Genomic DNA, 17,532 nt, shown 5'->3' with positions numbered 1-17,532 from the left:
CAGTTTCGCGAGGCTATGGACTTCACCCTCCTGAACCACCTGAGCCACCGGAACCACCCGAACCACCCGAGCCTCCCCAACCACCATCGCCCGAACCACCCCAGCCACCGTGTCCACCTGTACCCGAACCGCCCGATCCACCGGAACCGCCCGATCCACTCCCCCCGCCACCCTGCCCGCCATTTCCCCAACCACCCGATCCGCTCGTGCCTCCGTCCCCCGTGCCGCCGCCGTAGCCGCCTCCCGAAACGCCGCCACCGCTATATCCGCCACCGCCGCCGTAGCCCGAAACGCCGCCCGTGGCCGAACCATCGCCCCAGCCCGAGCTTGCGGTCGCGCCCGCACCAGTGCTGTTTCCCGATCCGGCGCCGACCGATCCGGCCGCCGTACCGCCGCCACCCGTATATCCGTATCCCGATCCCGGCTGCCCCGGGACCGACCATCCGCCGCCTTGCGTAACCGTGGCGGCGGGTGGTGTCGATGTGACATCCTCGGCCTGAGACGCCGTGGCCAGCGAGAACCACAGGAGTGCGCTCGCCGATGCAACAAGAGTGTGTTTGAAGGGAGCCATGACTATTCCTCTCGCGATGAAATCGCGTCCTGATTGGTCAAAGGTGTAATCAGTGCCCCCGGGAAACCCGCTGATCGGTCCTGCAGAAAAACGGATGCCTGGTGCCCGCCGGCGCATGACGATGCGCGTCGCCTTCGTTGTTCGTGTCGCGACTGCGCGGCAGCGCGCAGCCTGGATTGGCTCGTTCGGGCCGCTCTACCCTGCAAGTTGCGAGCCAGTGCCGTGAGAAAGGCGCGAGGCGAGAGCCTGTGGTACAACCGGGCGGAAAGCCTTGCTGGAAAGGGAGGTGCCGGACCGGGGACAAAAGCCGGCAGGAATGGCATGCTGCGCGTGTTACGCACAAGGCGTTACGTTTTCCGGCCGCGTAGCACGTAACGTCGGCTTCCTATCGCCGCCAGAGGGCTCGAAGTCGGCGCGCAGTTGGTTCACATTCTATTCGCAGTCCGCAATAGCTCAGACGAAACCGCGGTCCGCTGACCCACTACAGAAGTTTGCAATCGGTCGATGCATGGCTCGCGAAGAACGACTGCGGGACAAGCGGAAAATCACGTTTTGATCCGCGGTGCATAACGGTGCACTTGCCGGCGTGGGTTCGCCCACATACGGTCCGCGCGCCGGAGTATTAGCTATTTCAAACGACGGGTCGCGCGCTCCGTCTTTTCCAGCACCGATCTCTCCGGCGACATCATGGAACGGCACATTTCATTTGCATACCTGATTACTTTACTGGCAGCGGTACTGGGACTTTCGTCCTGCGCCACCTCGCACAAGCACACTGTCGAGACGGTCCCGGTGGCACGACAACCCGCCTCGGCACCGCCGATGTCCGGGGGATATCAGTCTGCGGAAGCCGAAAATTTCATCGAATTCTGTCTCGACCTCGACAGCCAGGACGACCACGAAGCGCACCCGGACGACCCGCGCTATATCGCGAACTACGACACGAACACCTGGGAAAGCGTCTACGACAGCCGCCAATACGTGACGGAGGATCTGGTCAAGAACTACAACAATACGACGGACCCCTGGTACAAGCTCTATCACGAGATTCGCCTGAACTGGGAACACGATCGCCTGCACAACCCGAACCCCGAGTTGCCGGTGCCGGACTGGGATGCAGAGAAACTCGAAAAAGATCCGCGCTACAACGGCTTCGGCCCTTTCCAGAGCGCGTGGGTGCTGTATCGCAACAAGACCATCGCGTATCCGCCCACGTACGCCATCGCCATACGCGGCACGGTCTTCTCCTCCAGGCCCAGTGCCGTGGAAGATTTTCTGTTCCACCCCGTGCTGGCCCACGACTTCCTGACCAACGATGTTTCGTTCGCCAGCTACAACGGCGCATCCGTACACAGCGGATTCGCACACGCCACCTTCGTGCTCCTGCTCGATGCGCGCTATGGCGTCCTGCCGGTGCTGCAAGAACGACTGAAAGACGTCGACACCGCGAACCTCTACATCGTCGGGCATAGCCAGGGAGCCGCCATGGCGACGCTCGTTCACGCGTTCCTGCACTATGCGCAGGCCGCAGCGACGCCGGCAAACGATCCGTTCAAGCTCTACGGCAAGCGCTACGCCCTGAAATCCTACGACTTCGCCCAGCCCAAGCCGGGCAACTTCTACTTCGCCGCGGATTTCGCCCGCTATACGCAGGCCAGCGACAGCGCGATCGTCGTCAACAACGCGATCGACGTCGTGCCGCAAGTGCCCCTGACGCTGCAGGACCTGGGCGACATCGACGGTTATGTGCGCAACTTGCCGTTCTGGTCCAATGCCCTGCGTTATGTCGCGGGCATCGGCAGCGGCTTGCGCGGCACGGTCGGCCGCATCGCGGAACCGTTCGTCAAGCGCGCGGACTCGGGCTATGGCGACTTTTATGGGTATCCGCCGGGCACGGCTTGCGACACGGACAAAACCGGCAAATCGTGGGACTTCGTGTCTGCGGGCCACCTGATTCTGGTCTTCGGCCGGCCGCCCGCGCCGGACAGCCCCGACGCAAGCGACACGTTCGTGCAGCATCACGCGTGGACGTATCGCAATCTGATTCACGAGCAACTGGAACAAGGTGGCGCAGCACCGGGGCCGTGACGGGTAATGAATCGTTCTTCCCCAAACCAGAAAGCTCCATGCCACGCCCATGCCCCGCTAACTTCGCCCTCACTCAGCACACCTACGATTCTCCTTGTCGAAGCGGCGGCAATCGTGCCGCCCTCACTCAAGGAGTCGATCATGTTCGCGTTCCTCGCCAGCAAGCTGGAAACCCTCTTCACCACCGCAGAAAACGAGCAGCGCGATGCTTATCTTTCGGCCGCCTCGGACCTCGCCGATCTGGAGCGCCGCACGCGCTACTACGATGCGAACCACAACCCTTTTGCATGGCACACCTCGAGCGGCCCCTCCAACGACCGGGTCTGAGCGCCCGCGCGAACGCCCCGCGCGGCTACATCACCACGTGGGACATGGCCGCTTTCTGAAGCAGCGGAAACGTCACCACCGCGCGCAGCCCGCTTACGCCGTCCTCGCGATTGGACAGCGTCACGCTCCCGCCATAGCGCGCAACGATCGCGCGCACGATGGCCAGTCCCAACCCGCTGCCCTCCACGCTCTGGCTCACGCGAAAGAAGCGATCGAACACCCGTGGCAGCAGTTCCTCCGGAATGCCCGGCCCGGTGTCCGTCACCTCGATGCGCGCGAGGCCCTCGTCCGCCAGCACGCGCAGATCGACCGCGCCGCCTTCGGGCGTATAGCGCAGCGCATTGCCCACCAGATTCTTCACGACTGCGCGCAAATCGGATTCCGTCGCGCACACTTTCACGGACATCAACTCTTCCGCGCCGATGTCGATGCGCTTTTGCGTGGCGATCGGCAACAGTTCCGAAACCACCGACGACACGAGCTCAGTCACGTCCAGCGCCTCGGGTGCCGCCGTCGAAATCTGCGCGTCGGCGCGCGCCAGTTGCAACAGTTGCGCAACCAGCGTGCTGGTGCGATCGATCCCGTGCCTGAGCGCCTGAAACCGCTCGCGGTTGGCCGGGACGATGTCGCCCTGCAGATTGTCGGCCTGGAGTTTGAGCGCAGTGAGCGGCGTGCGCAGTTCATGCGCCGCATCCGAAATGAAGTCGCGTTCCAGCTTCATCGATTCGTCGAGCCGCTCGATCATGCGGTTGATCGAGCTGACGAACGGCTCCAGCTCTACCGGGAGCCCTTTCTCCGGCAATGCTTCGAGGTGCGAAGAATCGATCGCCTGAACGCGCCGCCCGAGCCGGTCGAGCACGCCGAACGCGCGGCGCACGCAGAAGTACACGGCAATCCACACCGCCGGGATCAGCACGAAGATCGGCATGAGCGCGTGCGCCGCGCTCGCCTCCGCCATGCGCTCGCGCACGGCAATGCGCTGCGCCACCTGGATCACCTCGTTATAGGTCACGAGCGTATAGACGCGCCACGCTTCGTGATTGACGATCTGATCCGAGAAGCCGCCCTGCGAGTTGCGATCGAACTCGACCGAGCTGTCCGTCGTGCGCGCCGGCGACTTGTGCTCGGCAGTCCAGACCATCACCACGATGTCGTCGGCGTTGCCCGAGCCCGCCGAGCGGTGCGGGATCGCCGCCTCGAACACGTCGCGGATGCGCACTGCAACGTTTGATAACCGGCTGTCGAGCAGCGCGTTCACGCCGACAAGCGCAAGGTGATACGAGCTGATGCCCTGGAGCGTCCCGAAGACCGACAGCAGAACGCCGAGCGAAACGATGAGCTGAGTGCTGAGAGACCTGGCTTTCACGAACATGGCGATCCGCTCCGCGGTGGTCCGCTTCGAAGGAAGCGCATCGCCAACAATAACAGATCGCCCCTGCCGGATGGGTCATCCCGAATGGGCCCTCCTCCGTGGAGGAGCTTACGGTATCCTATACTTCGTTGTTGCGCCCGTCGTGCGCCGCACCCCGCGCGGCCGCCTCCGGCGGCGGTCCACGCTTTCCGGACGGGTGACCATGCGAATCCTCATCGTCGAAGACGACATCGACATCGGCCAGAGCCTCCTGCGCGCCCTGAAAGACGCCGGTTACAGCGTCGACTGGATACGCGACGGCGCCAGCGCGAAAGAGGCGATGCTGGGCAACGCCTACTCGATCGTGCTGCTCGACCTCGGCCTGCCGGGCTCGGACGGCATCGACGTCCTCGCGGCCTGCCGCGGCCGCGGCTGCACCACGCCGGTGCTGATCGTGACCGCGCGCGACGACATCGACACGCGCATACGCGGCCTCGACATCGGCGCCGACGACTACCTGCTCAAGCCGTTCAACACCTCGGAGCTGCTCGCGCGCATCCGCGCCGTGCTGCGCCGCCACGCAGGCGCGGCCGTCTCGGTGCTCGGCGACGAAACGCTGAGCCTCAACCTCGACAAGCGCGAGCTGAGCTTTCGCGGGCACCGCGACGTGCTCTCCGCGCGCGAATTCGCGCTGATGGCGGCGCTGCTCGAACGCCCGGGCATGATCCTCTCGCGCTCCCAGCTCGAAGACCGCCTGTACGGCTGGGGCGAAGAGGTCGAAAGCAACGCCGTCGCGGTGCTGATCCACAGCGTGCGCAAGAAGTTCGGCCATGAGGTGATCCGCAACATTCGCGGCTTCGGGTGGACCATCGATGCGCCCACGCGCGAAGGCAGCGCACCGCCGGCCGCCGGGGAGTAAGCCCCGCGCATGCGCCACATCCGCCACATGCGCCCCATGCGCAATACGCGGATGCGGATCACGGTCCGTGCGCCCGGCCCGCAATAGCGCTGGGCAACGCGCCGCGCGCCGAAAAACGCCATCGCAGCCAGCGTGGTGGTCAGCGAATCCGCGGCCGGATAGTGACCGCTCGCCACCATGGCGATAAAACATTGGCACAGCACGTAGTTGAACCAGTCCAGCCTGCGTGCGATCCCCGCTACCCCCGCAACGCGCTGCAGCGTCATGGACGTCGTGCGCAGCGGCGTAATTTCAAACGACACCTTGATCTCCCCACTTCGATTACCGGCCCTTGCAATGGCGGGCGGCCGCATTTCCAGCGCGACCTTGAGGCGCGAGCCGAACGTATCGGCTTGCGCACCTCCGGCACGGGCGGCGGCATGAAAACGGCGACGACACCCCGTCGTCGCTTCGGCCGCCGCGACCGGTGAAGTCGCGAAAGCATGGTGACGCACAACAGTTAAGCCACGGTTAGCCCATCGGGCGCCGGAGCGCCCGGACCCTCACGCCGGTCTGAACCAGCGATTCGCGACGCCGTAGAACATCTCGTCGATTTCCGAATCGGAGTAGCCGGCCACGAGCTGTGCGTAGCGCCCGTAGAGTTCCGTGAAGCTGGTGGCGAGACCGGCGACCGGCATGTGGCTGCCGAACATGCAGCGCGAGACGCCGATCGTCTCGATGGCCGTCGACACCCACAGCGCGGCCTGATCCACCGACCAGGCGCAGCCGAAGATGCATTCCAGCGCCGAGATATCCACGCAGATGTTGTCGCACGCAGCCAGGTCGTCAAGACTCGTCTTCCAGCGCCGGAAGCCTTCGGGGCTCAGGTCGGTGGGCCAGCCCATCAGCGCCACCGTGAAGCCGATTTCCGGGTAGGCGCGGATCACGCGCACGAGATCCGGCAGTTGATGCGCGAACACTTCGAGCCCGCAGCGATAGCCATATCGCTTCACGAGCCGCAGGCGGCTGCGCCAGACGGGGTCGCGTATCAGATCCGGTCGCGAGGCGAAGCGGCGCAGGGGATTGTCGCAATCCCACACCATGTGCTCGCGCACCGCCGTCACGCGCGGCAATTCCGCGTAGCGCTCCAGCCTGGCTTCGAGATCCGGTTCGAGAAAATCGACCTTGGCGACGAGCGCATGGCGCAGGCCGCTGGCCGTCGCGAGGCGCTGCGCCCACTCGGCCTCCCGGCACGGATCGGCCGAAAGAAACTCGTGCCACACGACGCCCTCGACGTTGTAGTCGCGAATGTCGTCGAGATAATCCGTCGGCAGATAGCGCCGCGGCAGGCGGTCGTAGTTGCCGACGAAGGCCTCATACCCCGGATCGGGACGATCGAGGAATGCGTGGCGATTTTGTGTGTAGTCGTAGAAGTGCAGATGGGCGTCTACGATGCGCGATGGCGTTTTCATCACTGTCCTGTCCTGGGATCGAAAGGCTTCACTAAAAGTTTGGGCTCGATCGCATTCTCGGTGGGGAAAGTTAGGCAAGCGTTAGGTACGGGCCTCGCGCGGCAGGGGAATTTGTATGTAAGCAGTCCCTGACTCGCCTACAATCTTCCGTCGCCCTTGCCCGCTCAACCCATACCGGAGTCTGAACCCATGTACGTGGTCTCGCTAACCTACCAGGCGTCGCTCGAAGCCATCGACGACGCACTCGAAGCGCACCGCCAGTTCCTCGACACGCACTTCGCAGCCGGCGTCTTCATCGCAGCGGGGCCGAAGGTGCCGCGCGAAGGCGGCGTGATCCTGGCAGCCGGCATCGAGCGCGCAAAGCTCGACGCGATCCTCGCCACCGACCCGTTCGCCGTACAGGGCCTTGCCGCCTACGCGGTGACCGAGTTCAAGGCGACGCGCATCGCCCCCGGCGTGCAGTTGCACCCGCGCGAGGCCTGAGCCCCGCCACTCGCGCCGCGCCCCAGCGGGCCAGTCTCGGACGCGCGCCTAGAACACGCCGAGCGCCAGGCCGGCCGCGAGGCCCGCGCCCAGTTCCGCGCAGCGCGCGAGGTCGTCGGCGCCGAGGGTCTTGTGCGCGAGGATGCGCTCCGGCGTCTGGGCGTGCGTGCAGACGATCACACCCGGCGCCACGCTCTTGAGGCGCCAGCCGGTGGCAATGCGTTCGATCTGGCGCAGGGCGTTCTGCCCATCGCTGCCCGCGCAGATCATGGCCGCATAGGGGCGGCCGTTCACACGATCGAGCGCGCCGTAATAGCTGCGGTCGAAGAAGTCCTTCATGATCCCCGACATCGCCGCCAGGTTCTCGGGCGTCGCGAACAGATAGCCATCGGCGGCCAGCACGTCTTCGGGGCCGCTCGCGTCCGCCCGCTGCAGCCGCACGGCAACGCCTGCCTGCTCGCGCGCGGCCCGGGCGGCCGCTTCGGCCATCTGCTGCGTGCCCCCGGTCATCGTGTGATAGACGATCAGCAGCGTTTTCGTGCGCGGTTTGGTCATTGAACGCCAATCGTGTGAAAAGGTGAGCCGCGTCTATTGCGGCTGTTCTAAAGGCTTTTTTAGCACGAAATGCATGACGTCCGTGCGCCCCTCGTCGAACGCCGCCTCGCAATAGGCAAAATACAGCCGCCAGATACGAATGAACGCGTCGTCGAAGCCGAGCGTGCGCACCGGGTCCAGATGGTTTTCAAACGCATCTCGCCAGAGACGAAGCGTGTGGGCATAGTCGCGTCCAAAGGCGAACACGGGCGCCGCGTCGAGGTGTGCCTCTATCGCGGCACTCACGAAGCGTTGCGGACTGGGCAGCATGCCGCCGGGAAAAATCGTTTCGCGGATGAAGTCGCTCGACGCGCGGTAGCGCTCGAACTGCGCATCGGCGAGGGTGATCGACTGCACGAGCGCCCGCGCGCCGGGTTTGAGCAAACGCCGCAGCGTGTCGAAGTAGCGCGGCCAATACGCTTCGCCCACCGCCTCGAACATTTCGATAGAGACAATCGCATCGTATTGCCCCGAGAGTTCGCGATAGTCGAGCAGCGCGAAGCTCACGCGGTCGGCCAGCCCGGCAGCCCGCGCGCTTTCGGTGGCCCATGCGTACTGCTCCTGCGAGATCGTCACACCGTAGACCTCGATACCGAGCCGTGCCGCATGCAAGGCAAACCCGCCCCAGCCACAGCCGATCTCCAGCACGCGCATGCCGGGAACGAGCGCGAGCGTATCGACGATGCGCTGGTACTTCGCAGTCTGCGCATCGGCGAGCGGCCGCTGCCAGTCGCCCTCGAACGAGGCGCTCGAATACGTCATCGTTTCGTCGAGCCATGCGCGGTAGAACGCATTGCCCAGATCGTAGTGCGCGTGGATGTTGCGGCGGCTGCCCGCGCGCGTGTTGCGCCGCAGGCGATGGCGCAGTCCGTACCACAGGCGCGCGAGCGGGCCACCGTGCACGGTCGCGGCAACGGCGGTCTCGTTGCGGATTGCGAGCCGCAGCAGCGCGGTGAGGTCGGGCGAGTCGAGCCATTGCGCACGCAGCGCATCGGCAAAACCGATGTCGCCGGCGCGCAGGATCGCGCGGCAAGCGCGCCAGTCGTGCAGATGCAGTGTCGCGGCCGGCGCGTCGCGCGGATCGCCGAACACGTGCTGGGTGCCGTCGGGCGTCGAAAGCGTCAGATGGCCGTGGCGGATCTTGCGCAGCAACGCGAGAAACAGGCGCGCGGAAAGCGGCATCGGCAGATGCACGGCCGTAGGCAGGCGAAGCAGTGTCATGAGCGGGTCTCGTGGTCGGGCTGACGAACGGCAGGCGCTGGCGTACCGGGTTTCTTGCCGTAGAAAGGGATGCGCTTGCACCACAGACGCAGCGCCTGCCAGTGAATCCGCAGCAGGACACCGGGCACAACGAGCGGCTGGCGCACGAGCGCCCACACAGCGCGGCGGCCGTCGAGCGGTTGCGCGCGCATCGATATCGCCGTGCGCAGCAACATGCCCAGGTCGTCGGCGTAGTCGATGGCCGTCGTGATGCGCGTGCCGTGCTGGCGCACGCGAAACAGATAGTGGCCTTCGACGCGGCAAAACGGCGAGACATGAAACGTCTTGCGGCAGTGCAGCTCGGTCGCCTCGCCGATGGGCGCGTGTTCCGGTGCGCTCAGCAGATAGCCGTGATGATCGCCGAAGGTGTTGCGCACGTCGGCGTAGAGCGCGCGCAGGCGGCCCGCGCGATCGTAGCAATACCAGAAGCTCACGGGGTTGAACGCGTACCCGAGAATGCGCGGGAACGTTTGCAGCCAGATCGGGCCGTCGGCGGGAATACCGGCTAAGGCCAGTCGTTCGCGCATCCACGGCGCGAGCGCGCGGCCGTCGCGCGGTCCGTAGTCGCGCGTGTCGAGCGAGAAAAGCCGCCGCCGGTTCACGCCGAACCACGCGCTGGCGAGCGTGTCGAGCCGGTCGAGATCGCAGCACACCTGGAAGAGCGGATAGACGAACGCGTGACGGCGCGGCCGCAAGCGCTCGTGCACCACGCGGCCTGTGAGCAGATAGCCTGCATGGCCGTCGCCGACGAACGGCGCCGCTGCGCCCGATGCGGTGTCATGCGGCTTCATGGCTTTGCCCACGCAGGCAGCACGCCGAAATCGCGCGCGACCCGCAGTGCGGACTTCAGTCCGTCTTCGTGAAAGCCGTAGCCGGTCCACGCACCGGCGAACCACGTCGCGCGGCGCCCTTGCAAGGCAGGCAGACGCTGCTGGGCATCGACGGCCGCGAGGTCGAGGAGCGGATGCTCGTACACATAGCGGCCGAGCACCGTATGCGGCGCCGGCTCGGCAATGGGATTGAGCGTCACCACGACCGGCGTGCGAAACGGCAGTGGCTGCAACTGGTTGATGAGGTAGCTCACGCAGACGGGTTGTGCGCCATCGGCACGCCCCGCCGGCGCCCGGCTCAGATAGTTCCACGCCGACCAGACGCGCCGGCGGCGCGGCAGCAATGCCGCATCCGTGTGCAGCAGCGCCACGTTGCGTTGATAGCGCACGGCCCCGAGCACGTCGCGTTCGGCGTCGTCGGCATCGGCGAGCAACGCGAGGGATGTGGGCGCATGGCTCGCGAGTACGACGGCATCGAAGCGCTCCCTCCCCGCCGCATCGGTTACCACGTGAACGCCATCGTCGTGGCGCAGCACGGCGCGCACGGGCGTGCCAAGACGAACGTCCGCGAGCGTCCCGACGATGCGCGCCACGTAGTCGCGCGAGCCGCCGGCCACGGTCTTCCAGGGCGGCCGGTTGTTCACCCGCAAGAGCGCGTGGTTCAGGCAAAAACGCAGGAAGGTCGCGGCGGGAAAGCGCAGCACGTCCCGCGCGGCGCTCGACCAGATCGCGGCGGCCATCGGCAGGAGATAGTGATGCTGGAACGGTGCGCCGTAACCGCCCGCCGACAGCAATTCGCCGACCGACAGGCGTTCGCGCCGTGCCGCTTCGAGGTTGCGTTCCGCGCTGGCGTTAAAGCGCAGGATATCGCGCAGCATGCCGATAAAAGTCGGCGAAAAAACATTGCGGCGTTGCGCGAACACGGTGTTCAGATTCGTGCCCGCCCATTCGAGCGCGCCGCCCTCCACGGAAACCGAGAACGACATGTCGCTGCGATGCGCGCGCACGCCTAGTTCGTCGAAGAGCGCGATCAGGTTTGGGTACGTGTGGTCGTTGAAGACGAGGAAACCGGTATCGACGGGATGACACAGACCTTCGAGTTCGACATCGACCGTATGCGCGTGGCCGCCGGGCGAAGCGGCTGCCTCGAAGAGCGTGACGCGATGCCGGCGCGCGAGCAGATACGCGCTCGCCAGTCCGGCAATGCCCGCGCCGACGACGGCCACGCGACGGCCAGGTGGCAAGGCAGCAGCTTCGTTCCCTCCCGTTTCTTCGGTCTCCATAAGATTGGTTCTCCCTGATTTTTGCGTTGTCGTTGTAAAGGCGAGTGGCGATGTTTCAGGCGCGGATTCAGGCATCCGTGCTGTCCGCAGTACGTTTGTTCAGCAGGTAATGCGCGACGCCCCACTCCTGGCCGTGGCCATAGCCGAACAGCTCCGCCACCGCCATGTAGAACATGCGCCAACGCTGGAACGCGAGGCGCGCGTCGCCGCTTGCCGCAAGCAGCGGCTGTGCCTCGCCGCGTGCGGCATCCAAGGCCGTGAGCCACTGGTTCGCGGTGCGCGCGTAATGCGTGCCGTCGATCCACCATTGCTGCGTCACGTACAGATCGTCCTGAAAGCGCAGCAGCAGATTCGCCGATGGCATCGTGCCGCCCGTGAAAAAGTGGCGGGACATCCAGTCGCTGCCGTCGCGCACGTTGAAGTGGTACGCAAGCAGACGGTGCGCGAAGAGATGGACGAAAAGGCGCCCGTCGTCGGCAAGCCAGCGTGCGATTTTCTCGAGCAGCAGCCCGTAGTGCTTCATGTGCTCGAACATCTCGATGGAGAGCACGCGGTCGAAAGCGGCTTCGTGGGGCGCGAATTCGAATGTCGCCACGTCGCCGGTCACGATGCGCACGTTCGCGAGGCCCAGTTCGTTGGCCCGGCGCTCGATCTCCGCGCGCTGTCCGTGCGAGTTCGAGAGGCCGACGATCTGCGCGCGCGGATAGCGCTGCGCGAGCCAGAGCGTGAGCGCACCCCAGCCGCAGCCGAGGTCGAGAATGCGCTGGCCGTCGACGATCTCCGCGCGCCTGGCGTAGAGTGCCAGCATGGCCTCCTCGGCCTGCGCGAGGGTTTCGTCGCCGTTCGGGTAGTAGCCGCACGAGTACTTCAGGCGCGGCCCCAGATGTGCCGCGAAAAACGCGCCCGGGATCTCGTAGTGCTGGGCGTTGGCGGCCTGCGTTTCGATCGCGATGGGGCTCGCGCGCAATTCGGCGATCAGCGTTTCGAGCGCCTCGGCGCGGCGCGTGCCGTCGTGCGCGTGCTCGTCCGCGAGACGGCGGCGCATGAGCTGGCGCATCCCCATACGGATCAGCCAGTCCGGCAGCCAGCCGCGCTCGCACCAGCGGATCGCGGGGTTCGTGTCGTACACGGCGGCGGGCGTGACGTACTGCGGCGCATCATGCGGCGAGGCGGTGGCGGTCATGGTCGCGGGTTCCTCATGGGTGGTCATGCGGGCGGTCATGGGGTTCGTCGTGCTCACCGTCGATGCCGCCGTGGCGGCGCGGGGGGACGGCGGTCGTCGTCGAGTCGGCGGCGCGCCGCGGAGGCCACGGTATGAAAGCGCTGGTCGTCGCCATGTAGTCGCGGTAGCCGGCGCGCGTGTGGACGAGCCGCGCTTCGAGCAACGGCACGCCGGAGAGTTTGAGCAGGAGCCAGGCCATCGCGCACGGCGGCACGATGGTGAGCCACCCCCACGTCTGGCCGGCCGACCAGACGGTGTACGCGCACCAGTGCAACGATTCGAAGAAGTAGTTCGGATGGCGCGAGTAGCGCCACCAGCCGCGCGTGCAGACGCGGCCGCGCCCGGCGGGATCGGCGAGATGGCTGCGCAGTTCGCGGTCGGCAGCGGCTTCGCCCGCCAGCGCCGCGAAGCCGATCGCAAGTGCACCGACGATGGCCGGGACGGACGGCGTTTGCGGCTGCCAGGCGGGCACGAAAAAGGCGATCGACAGCACGATCGAGATCACCGCCTGCAGCATGAAAAAGCCGAGCATCCGGCGCGGCGCGGTTTCGCCCCAGCGCTCGCGCAGCGCGGCGTAGCGCGGATCTTCGGGGCCGCCACGGTTGCGGCGCCACAAATGGACGCCGAGACGCAGTCCCCACGCACCGCCGCCCAATGCCACCGCCAACCGGTTCAGCGGTGCGCCAGGGCCTGCCACGGCGGCGAACACGGCGACGCCGCCCAGCGTGAAGGCCCATACCGGGTCGATCATGCCGGCGTTACGCGTGCGCAACTGGACGAGCCAGACGGCGCCAAACGCGACGACTAGCGCGGCAAAGGCAAGCGCGACCGCAAGGATGACCGGCATGGGGGCTCCGTGAGGAGACTGATGCCGATAGTTACGAGCGGGAAGTCGAATCGGATGCAGCTAGATATGGAATCGCCGAGCCAATCTGCCCGAACCGGTCTGGCCGAACCGGTCTGGCCGAACCGATTTTGCTGCGCAGCGCGGACGGCGCTCGCCGCGCCTCAGGCCGTCGCGTGCATCGGTCCCGTGGCGACAACCGGGCCAGTGGGCTGGCCAGTGGGCGAGCCGCCGGGCGGTTCGATCGAGACCGCCAGCACCGTGCGCGCGCTCAGTTGCGCGACGATGCCGGCAGGCAAGCTCATGCGGGCAGGCGCATCAGCCGGGAAAACCCCGAGCGCGATGGGCTTTTCGCCGGGAGGGATCACCCAGAGCTCGGTCGCGCGGTCTGCGCCGATCTCAGGCTTCACGGCGGGCACGATGACCATCTCGTTGCGCCGGAGATCGACGGTGGCAGTCCAGTGCGCAACGCCGTCCGGGCGCGCGAGCGTCGCCACCATATAGGTGCCGCCCGGCGCGACGGCAACCGGCGCGGGAGCGCGCGCCTCCCGCAGCGCGACGACGTTGACGATCGCGAGCGCGAGGGCTGCCATGCTCGCGCCCACGCCGACCATGCGCCACAAGGGCAAGCTGTTCCACCACGCAAGCGCCGCAGGCGGCGGAGTTTCGCGTGCGGGCAGGAAACCGAGATCGCGCTCGATGCGCGTCCACACGCGCGCCGGCGCCGCCAGCGGACGAAGATCCCCGGCAAGCGGCGCGAGACGCTGCTGCCAGCGTTCGATCGCGGCGAGCAGCACGGGATCGGCTTCGGCCGCCCGTTCGAGCGCGCGGCGCTCGTGCGCGTCCAGCACGCCGAGCGTATATTCGGCGCCGCGCAGTTCGGGATCGTGATCGGCGGGCGTGCTCATTGTTCCAGACACGTTTTGAGTTGGATGAGACTGCGCCGTATCCAGCTTTTCAGCGTGCCGAGCGGCACGCTCATGCGCTCGGCCAGCTCGCTATAGGTGGCGCCGCTGAAAAACGCTTCGCGAATCGCGCCGCGCTGCGTGCGCTCCAGCTGCTTCAGGCAGCGTTCGAGCCGCTGCCGTTCCTCGCTGGCCTCGACCAGCGCGGCGGGGGTCGGGCTCTCGTCCGGCAGGGCTTCGGCGACCGGATCGTCGAGTTGGGCCTCGTGATGCTGACGCAGGCGGTCGATTGCCCGGTTGCGCGCGAGCGTGACAAGCCAGGTCATGGCGCCGCCGCGTGCGGCGTCGAAGCTGTCGGCGCGCCGCCATGCGGTCGTGAAGACGTCCTGAAGCAGGTCCTCCGCTTCGCCGCGGTCGTGAACCATGCGGACGATCAGCGCGAACAGATGGCTGGAGGTCAGGCGATAGAGTTCGGCGAAAGCCGCCTGATCGCCGCGCGCCGTCGCCTCGAGCAACTGGTTCAGGCGTGCGCGCCGGGCCGCGTCGAGCGCCTCGTCGCGCGAGGCGCCGCGTGCGGGCGAAGCCGCGTCGTCTTCGTGCGTTCCGCCGGACGAATCGCTCATGCGGGCAAGGGGGCGTGGGGAGCCCATAGTCAGGAATTCCGACGAATATAGCATCGACAGCTTCGGGCGTGCCGGCGAGTGTCGGGGGCGGACAGCGGCAGATGGCATCGGCGCGGCGCTTAGGGTTGAGCGGCAATGTCTTCATATACGGAGCACGAGGTCAAACGGACGCGCTCCGCTGCCGGCTCAATCGGCTGCGTGAAACGGCAAATATTCCATGGCGCCCGGAATGGCGGCGGACTCCGGTACGACACGCGCGCCGATCTCGCCGAGTACGGTGCGTGTCGCCGTGCGATTGCTGACGAGGCCCCACTCCATCGGGCGCGCCTCGCCCGCCGCCGGGGACGCCTCGCGCGAAGCGTTCAATGCCTCCAGCAAGGCTTTCCCGGACGGCGAATGAATCACATATCCCTCGTTGGCGAGGGCAGCGGTCGAGATGGCAAGCGCGGCACAGACTCGCGCCCTCGCGTCGACGTCCTTCACGTCCCACGCTCTCGATTGCGCGATGGTGTGCGCCAACCCGGCGTCGGCGACGGTCGCGCCAACGAGAAAAACCGGCTTGTCCGCGCCCCACGCCTCGGGAGGACACAGCTTGCCTTCGGGATTCAGGGCGATGAACGGATTGGCCTCGGCCGGATAGATGCGGCAGGTCCGCGGCCGCCGCTCATAGGCGTCGCAGCGCATATCGGCTTGCAGGTGGGGACACGGTCCGTCGAATGCCGCGACCAGCGTCGCCACGATGCGCACCGGCAGTTCGCCGCTGTGCGCAGGAAATGAGCGCCCTTTCTTGTGCATGGCCTGAAGATTGTTCTGCGGCGGCTCGTCCGGCCACGGTATCGCTTCGCAGAAGAGCTTCACCTCGCCGCCGTCGCGAAGCCAGACGATCGCTTCGTCGACGCTCAGCGGAAGCCGCAGGTCGTGACAACATTTTCCACACTGCGTACAGGCAAAGCGAAGGGTATGACTCATCGGGGTACGGTTCGATTACGATCCTGCCGGCGCCGGCTGCGCCCTCGGCGCAGCTTCGCCTTCCTGCCAAATCCGGCTTCTCGTGCGGTCGATGCCGTGCCCGGCCGGACCTGGCCACGAACAGTACTCGCTCGCCGGCGGGCCGTCAATGACGAAGGGCTGACCACGTCGATCCGGAAAATCCCGACGCTAGATCCGCAGGTCGGCCAGAATCTGTTGCGCGAGGAAGTCACAAGGTGCCCGGCTGGAATGGGCGCTGCGCGCGAGGACGACTTCGAGGTGGCGCAACGGCGGCAAGCCCGCGACATCGCCAATATCGATCAGATGCGAGGGCATGCTGCATTTCGCGAGCGGCGCGATTGCGAGTCCCGCCTCGACCATGCTGATGAGCCCCAGAAAGCTCGGGCTATCGTACGACATGCGATATTTGATGTTGGCCTTGTTGAGCGCGCGAATCGCATAAGTGCGAGCCGTGCTGCCCAGCGCGAACAGAGCCAGCGGCAGAGGACGTTCGTTCCAGATGGGTCGGCCGCCGCCCATGGCCGCCCAGATCATCGGTTCGTAGCGGATGAATTCGCTGGACACGCCGCGCACCTTCGTGATGCAGGCCAGATCGAGCGTGTTGTCCTTGAGCAGCGGCACGAGCGCGCTGGAAGGCATGCCCACCACGCGAAGCTCCACCCGCGGGTGTGCCATGGCGAACTTGCTGAGCACGGGCGGTAGCAGCGCGGAGGCATAGTCGTCGGGCACGCCGATGGTGACGCGGCCGCGCACTTCGGGCCGGACGATGGAAGCCCACGCCTCTTCGCGCATGGCCAACATGCGCCGCCCGTACTCGAGAAGCGTCCTGCCCTCCGGCGTGAGTTCGACGCGGCGCGTGGTTCTCGTGAAGAGCGGCTTGCCCATCGCGTCTTCGAGCGCCTTGACCTGCATGCTGACAGCAGAAGCCGAGCGGTGCACGGCCTGTCCCGCACGCGCGAACGACCCCGTGTCGGCAACGGCGACCACCATCTCCACCACGTCGAGATCGAGTTTCTTCACGTTGTTTGTTCAGAAAATCCTGGCAATGGCGTCAGTTTAATTCGTTTTACTGGATGGCAGGATTCTTCGATACTCAAACCGTTCAAGGGGTTTTATCGTTCTCACGCCATCCGCCGACACTATGAGCAGATTGTATGAATTCGTGGTCGTGGGAGGCATGCTGGCCGTCACGCCCGGTCCTAACATGGTGTATGTGATGTCGCGCTCGATTGCGCAGGGACCGCGCGCGGGACTGCTCTCGCTCGCCGGTGTCATGACCGGGTATTTCACGTACATGTTCAGCGCGGCGTTCGGCATTACCGCGCTGTTCTTCGCCGTGCCGTGGGCCGGCCGCCTGCTCGCGGGGGGCGGCGCGCTCTATCTGCTCAGCCTCGCATGGAAGGCCGCCAGACCCGGCGGCAAATCGCCGTTCGAAATCACGCGCCAGCCCGACGCGCCGCCGCGCAAGCTCTTCGCCATGGGCGCCGCCACCAGCCTGCTGAATCCCAAACTGGCGTTGACCTTCGTTTCCCTGTTGCCCCAGTTCATCGATCACCAGGCAGGCAGTGTCTTTCGGCAATCCATCGCGCTGGGCGCGTCGCTCGTGGTTGCCTTCGCCGCCGTGAATGGATGCGTCGCGATCGGCTCCGGGTCGCTTGCGACCTTCCTCGCCTCGCGGCCGCGCTGGCTGACCGCGCAACGCTGGCTGATGGGCGCGATGCTGTTCACGCTCGGCATCAAGATGGCGCTCGAAACATTGAGCTGGCCGCATTGAGGGTTGCGCGTGTCCGC

The 17,532-nt window shown here is 66.2% G+C and carries 17 protein-coding genes; 5 read left to right on the top strand and 12 right to left on the bottom strand.

The annotated features are described in order from the left end of the window. Positions 1-1,363 precede the first annotated feature (1,363 nt). Entirely contained in the window at positions 1,364-2,659 is a 1,296-nt protein-coding gene (locus U5760_RS27515; RefSeq protein ID WP_322015464.1) for a lipase family protein, read from the top strand. 141 nt (positions 2,660-2,800) lie between these two features. Next, the gene (locus tag U5760_RS27510; RefSeq protein ID WP_322015463.1) at positions 2,801-2,986 is read left to right on the top strand and encodes a DUF3563 family protein; all 186 of its coding nucleotides are present in this window, start codon (positions 2,801-2,803) and stop codon (positions 2,984-2,986) included. Between the two features lie 25 nt (positions 2,987-3,011). Here the strand turns inward: U5760_RS27510 and U5760_RS27505 are convergent, their stop codons facing one another. Then, positions 3,012-4,358 (bottom strand): sensor histidine kinase, encoded by a 1,347-nt coding sequence (locus U5760_RS27505; protein ID WP_415914187.1) that lies wholly within the window; start codon positions 4,356-4,358, stop codon positions 3,012-3,014. A gap of 202 nt (positions 4,359-4,560) precedes the next feature. Between U5760_RS27505 and U5760_RS27500 the strand changes: the two genes are divergently transcribed. Then, positions 4,561-5,256 (top strand): response regulator, encoded by a 696-nt coding sequence (locus U5760_RS27500; protein WP_322015461.1) that lies wholly within the window; start codon positions 4,561-4,563, stop codon positions 5,254-5,256. A gap of 542 nt (positions 5,257-5,798) precedes the next feature. Here the strand turns inward: U5760_RS27500 and U5760_RS27495 are convergent. Beyond that, positions 5,799-6,707, bottom strand: coding sequence for an amidohydrolase family protein (locus U5760_RS27495; RefSeq protein WP_322015460.1), 909 nt, complete (start codon positions 6,705-6,707; stop codon positions 5,799-5,801). A gap of 189 nt (positions 6,708-6,896) precedes the next feature. Here U5760_RS27495 and U5760_RS27490 point away from each other — a divergent pair, with 189 nt between their 5' ends. Continuing rightward, complete coding sequence (locus U5760_RS27490) at positions 6,897-7,190, top strand: YciI family protein (protein WP_322015459.1); 294 nt, start codon at positions 6,897-6,899, stop codon at positions 7,188-7,190. A 48-nt stretch (positions 7,191-7,238) separates the two neighbouring features. Here U5760_RS27490 and U5760_RS27485 read toward each other — a convergent pair whose 3' ends face one another. From U5760_RS27485 to U5760_RS27440, 10 genes are all read right to left on the bottom strand, one after another. Further along, positions 7,239-7,745, bottom strand: a complete 507-nt coding sequence (locus U5760_RS27485) for a flavodoxin family protein (RefSeq protein WP_322015458.1) — start codon at positions 7,743-7,745, stop codon at positions 7,239-7,241. A gap of 33 nt (positions 7,746-7,778) precedes the next feature. Next, on the bottom strand, positions 7,779-9,005 hold the full coding sequence (locus U5760_RS27480) for a cyclopropane-fatty-acyl-phospholipid synthase family protein (protein ID WP_322015457.1): 1,227 nt from the start codon (positions 9,003-9,005) through the stop codon (positions 7,779-7,781). Continuing rightward, positions 9,002-9,835, bottom strand: a complete 834-nt coding sequence (locus U5760_RS27475) for a DUF1365 domain-containing protein (protein ID WP_322015456.1) — start codon at positions 9,833-9,835, stop codon at positions 9,002-9,004. Before U5760_RS27475 ends, U5760_RS27480 begins: the two co-directional genes overlap by 4 nt. After that, entirely contained in the window at positions 9,832-11,157 is a 1,326-nt protein-coding gene (locus U5760_RS27470; protein ID WP_322015455.1) for an NAD(P)/FAD-dependent oxidoreductase, read from the bottom strand. The genes U5760_RS27475 and U5760_RS27470 overlap by 4 nt, the downstream gene beginning before the upstream one ends. A gap of 67 nt (positions 11,158-11,224) precedes the next feature. Continuing rightward, the gene (locus tag U5760_RS27465) at positions 11,225-12,340 is read right to left on the bottom strand and encodes an SAM-dependent methyltransferase (RefSeq protein ID WP_415914188.1); all 1,116 of its coding nucleotides are present in this window, start codon (positions 12,338-12,340) and stop codon (positions 11,225-11,227) included. Positions 12,341-12,353: 13 nt separating this feature from the next. Beyond that, complete coding sequence (locus tag U5760_RS27460) at positions 12,354-13,226, bottom strand: DUF1295 domain-containing protein (RefSeq protein ID WP_322015453.1); 873 nt, start codon at positions 13,224-13,226, stop codon at positions 12,354-12,356. A gap of 161 nt (positions 13,227-13,387) precedes the next feature. Further along, positions 13,388-14,131 (bottom strand): anti-sigma factor domain-containing protein, encoded by a 744-nt coding sequence (locus tag U5760_RS27455; protein WP_322015452.1) that lies wholly within the window; start codon positions 14,129-14,131, stop codon positions 13,388-13,390. Next, on the bottom strand, positions 14,128-14,751 hold the full coding sequence (locus U5760_RS27450) for a sigma-70 family RNA polymerase sigma factor (RefSeq protein ID WP_322015451.1): 624 nt from the start codon (positions 14,749-14,751) through the stop codon (positions 14,128-14,130). Before U5760_RS27450 ends, U5760_RS27455 begins: the two co-directional genes overlap by 4 nt. A 186-nt stretch (positions 14,752-14,937) precedes the next feature. After that, entirely contained in the window at positions 14,938-15,720 is a 783-nt protein-coding gene (locus tag U5760_RS27445; RefSeq protein ID WP_322015450.1) for a YkgJ family cysteine cluster protein, read from the bottom strand. 189 nt (positions 15,721-15,909) lie between these two features. Beyond that, positions 15,910-16,761 carry a LysR family transcriptional regulator gene (locus tag U5760_RS27440; RefSeq protein ID WP_322015449.1) on the bottom strand — a complete coding sequence of 284 codons (852 nt, stop codon included), beginning with the start codon at positions 16,759-16,761 and terminating at the stop codon, positions 15,910-15,912. A 121-nt stretch (positions 16,762-16,882) separates the two neighbouring features. Here U5760_RS27440 and U5760_RS27435 point away from each other — a divergent pair, with 121 nt between their 5' ends. After that, the gene (locus tag U5760_RS27435; RefSeq protein ID WP_322015448.1) at positions 16,883-17,515 is read left to right on the top strand and encodes a LysE family translocator; all 633 of its coding nucleotides are present in this window, start codon (positions 16,883-16,885) and stop codon (positions 17,513-17,515) included. The last annotated feature ends 17 nt before the right edge of the window (positions 17,516-17,532 follow it).

This window comes from Paraburkholderia sp. J12 (assembly GCF_905220215.1).
Classification (GTDB): Bacteria; Pseudomonadota; Gammaproteobacteria; order Burkholderiales; family Burkholderiaceae; genus Paraburkholderia.
The sequence above is the reverse complement of the archived record's forward strand: the minus strand, read 5'-3'. Positions and strand labels throughout refer to the sequence as shown.

Coding starts and splice junctions, on each gene's coding strand:
- U5760_RS27510 (WP_322015463.1), top strand. CDS start 2,801: ATGTTCGCGTTCCTCGCCAGCAAGCTGGAAACCCTCTTCACCACCGCA.
- U5760_RS27505 (WP_415914187.1), bottom strand. CDS start 4,358: ATGTTCGTGAAAGCCAGGTCTCTCAGCACTCAGCTCATCGTTTCGCTC.
- U5760_RS27500 (WP_322015461.1), top strand. CDS start 4,561: ATGCGAATCCTCATCGTCGAAGACGACATCGACATCGGCCAGAGCCTC.
- U5760_RS27495 (WP_322015460.1), bottom strand. CDS start 6,707: ATGAAAACGCCATCGCGCATCGTAGACGCCCATCTGCACTTCTACGAC.
- U5760_RS27490 (WP_322015459.1), top strand. CDS start 6,897: ATGTACGTGGTCTCGCTAACCTACCAGGCGTCGCTCGAAGCCATCGAC.
- U5760_RS27485 (WP_322015458.1), bottom strand. CDS start 7,745: ATGACCAAACCGCGCACGAAAACGCTGCTGATCGTCTATCACACGATG.
- U5760_RS27480 (WP_322015457.1), bottom strand. CDS start 9,005: ATGACACTGCTTCGCCTGCCTACGGCCGTGCATCTGCCGATGCCGCTT.
- U5760_RS27475 (WP_322015456.1), bottom strand. CDS start 9,835: ATGAAGCCGCATGACACCGCATCGGGCGCAGCGGCGCCGTTCGTCGGC.
- U5760_RS27470 (WP_322015455.1), bottom strand. CDS start 11,157: ATGGAGACCGAAGAAACGGGAGGGAACGAAGCTGCTGCCTTGCCACCT.
- U5760_RS27465 (WP_415914188.1), bottom strand. CDS start 12,340: ATGACCGCCACCGCCTCGCCGCATGATGCGCCGCAGTACGTCACGCCC.
- U5760_RS27460 (WP_322015453.1), bottom strand. CDS start 13,226: ATGCCGGTCATCCTTGCGGTCGCGCTTGCCTTTGCCGCGCTAGTCGTC.
- U5760_RS27455 (WP_322015452.1), bottom strand. CDS start 14,131: ATGAGCACGCCCGCCGATCACGATCCCGAACTGCGCGGCGCCGAATAT.
- U5760_RS27450 (WP_322015451.1), bottom strand. CDS start 14,751: ATGAGCGATTCGTCCGGCGGAACGCACGAAGACGACGCGGCTTCGCCC.
- U5760_RS27445 (WP_322015450.1), bottom strand. CDS start 15,720: ATGAGTCATACCCTTCGCTTTGCCTGTACGCAGTGTGGAAAATGTTGT.
- U5760_RS27435 (WP_322015448.1), top strand. CDS start 16,883: ATGAGCAGATTGTATGAATTCGTGGTCGTGGGAGGCATGCTGGCCGTC.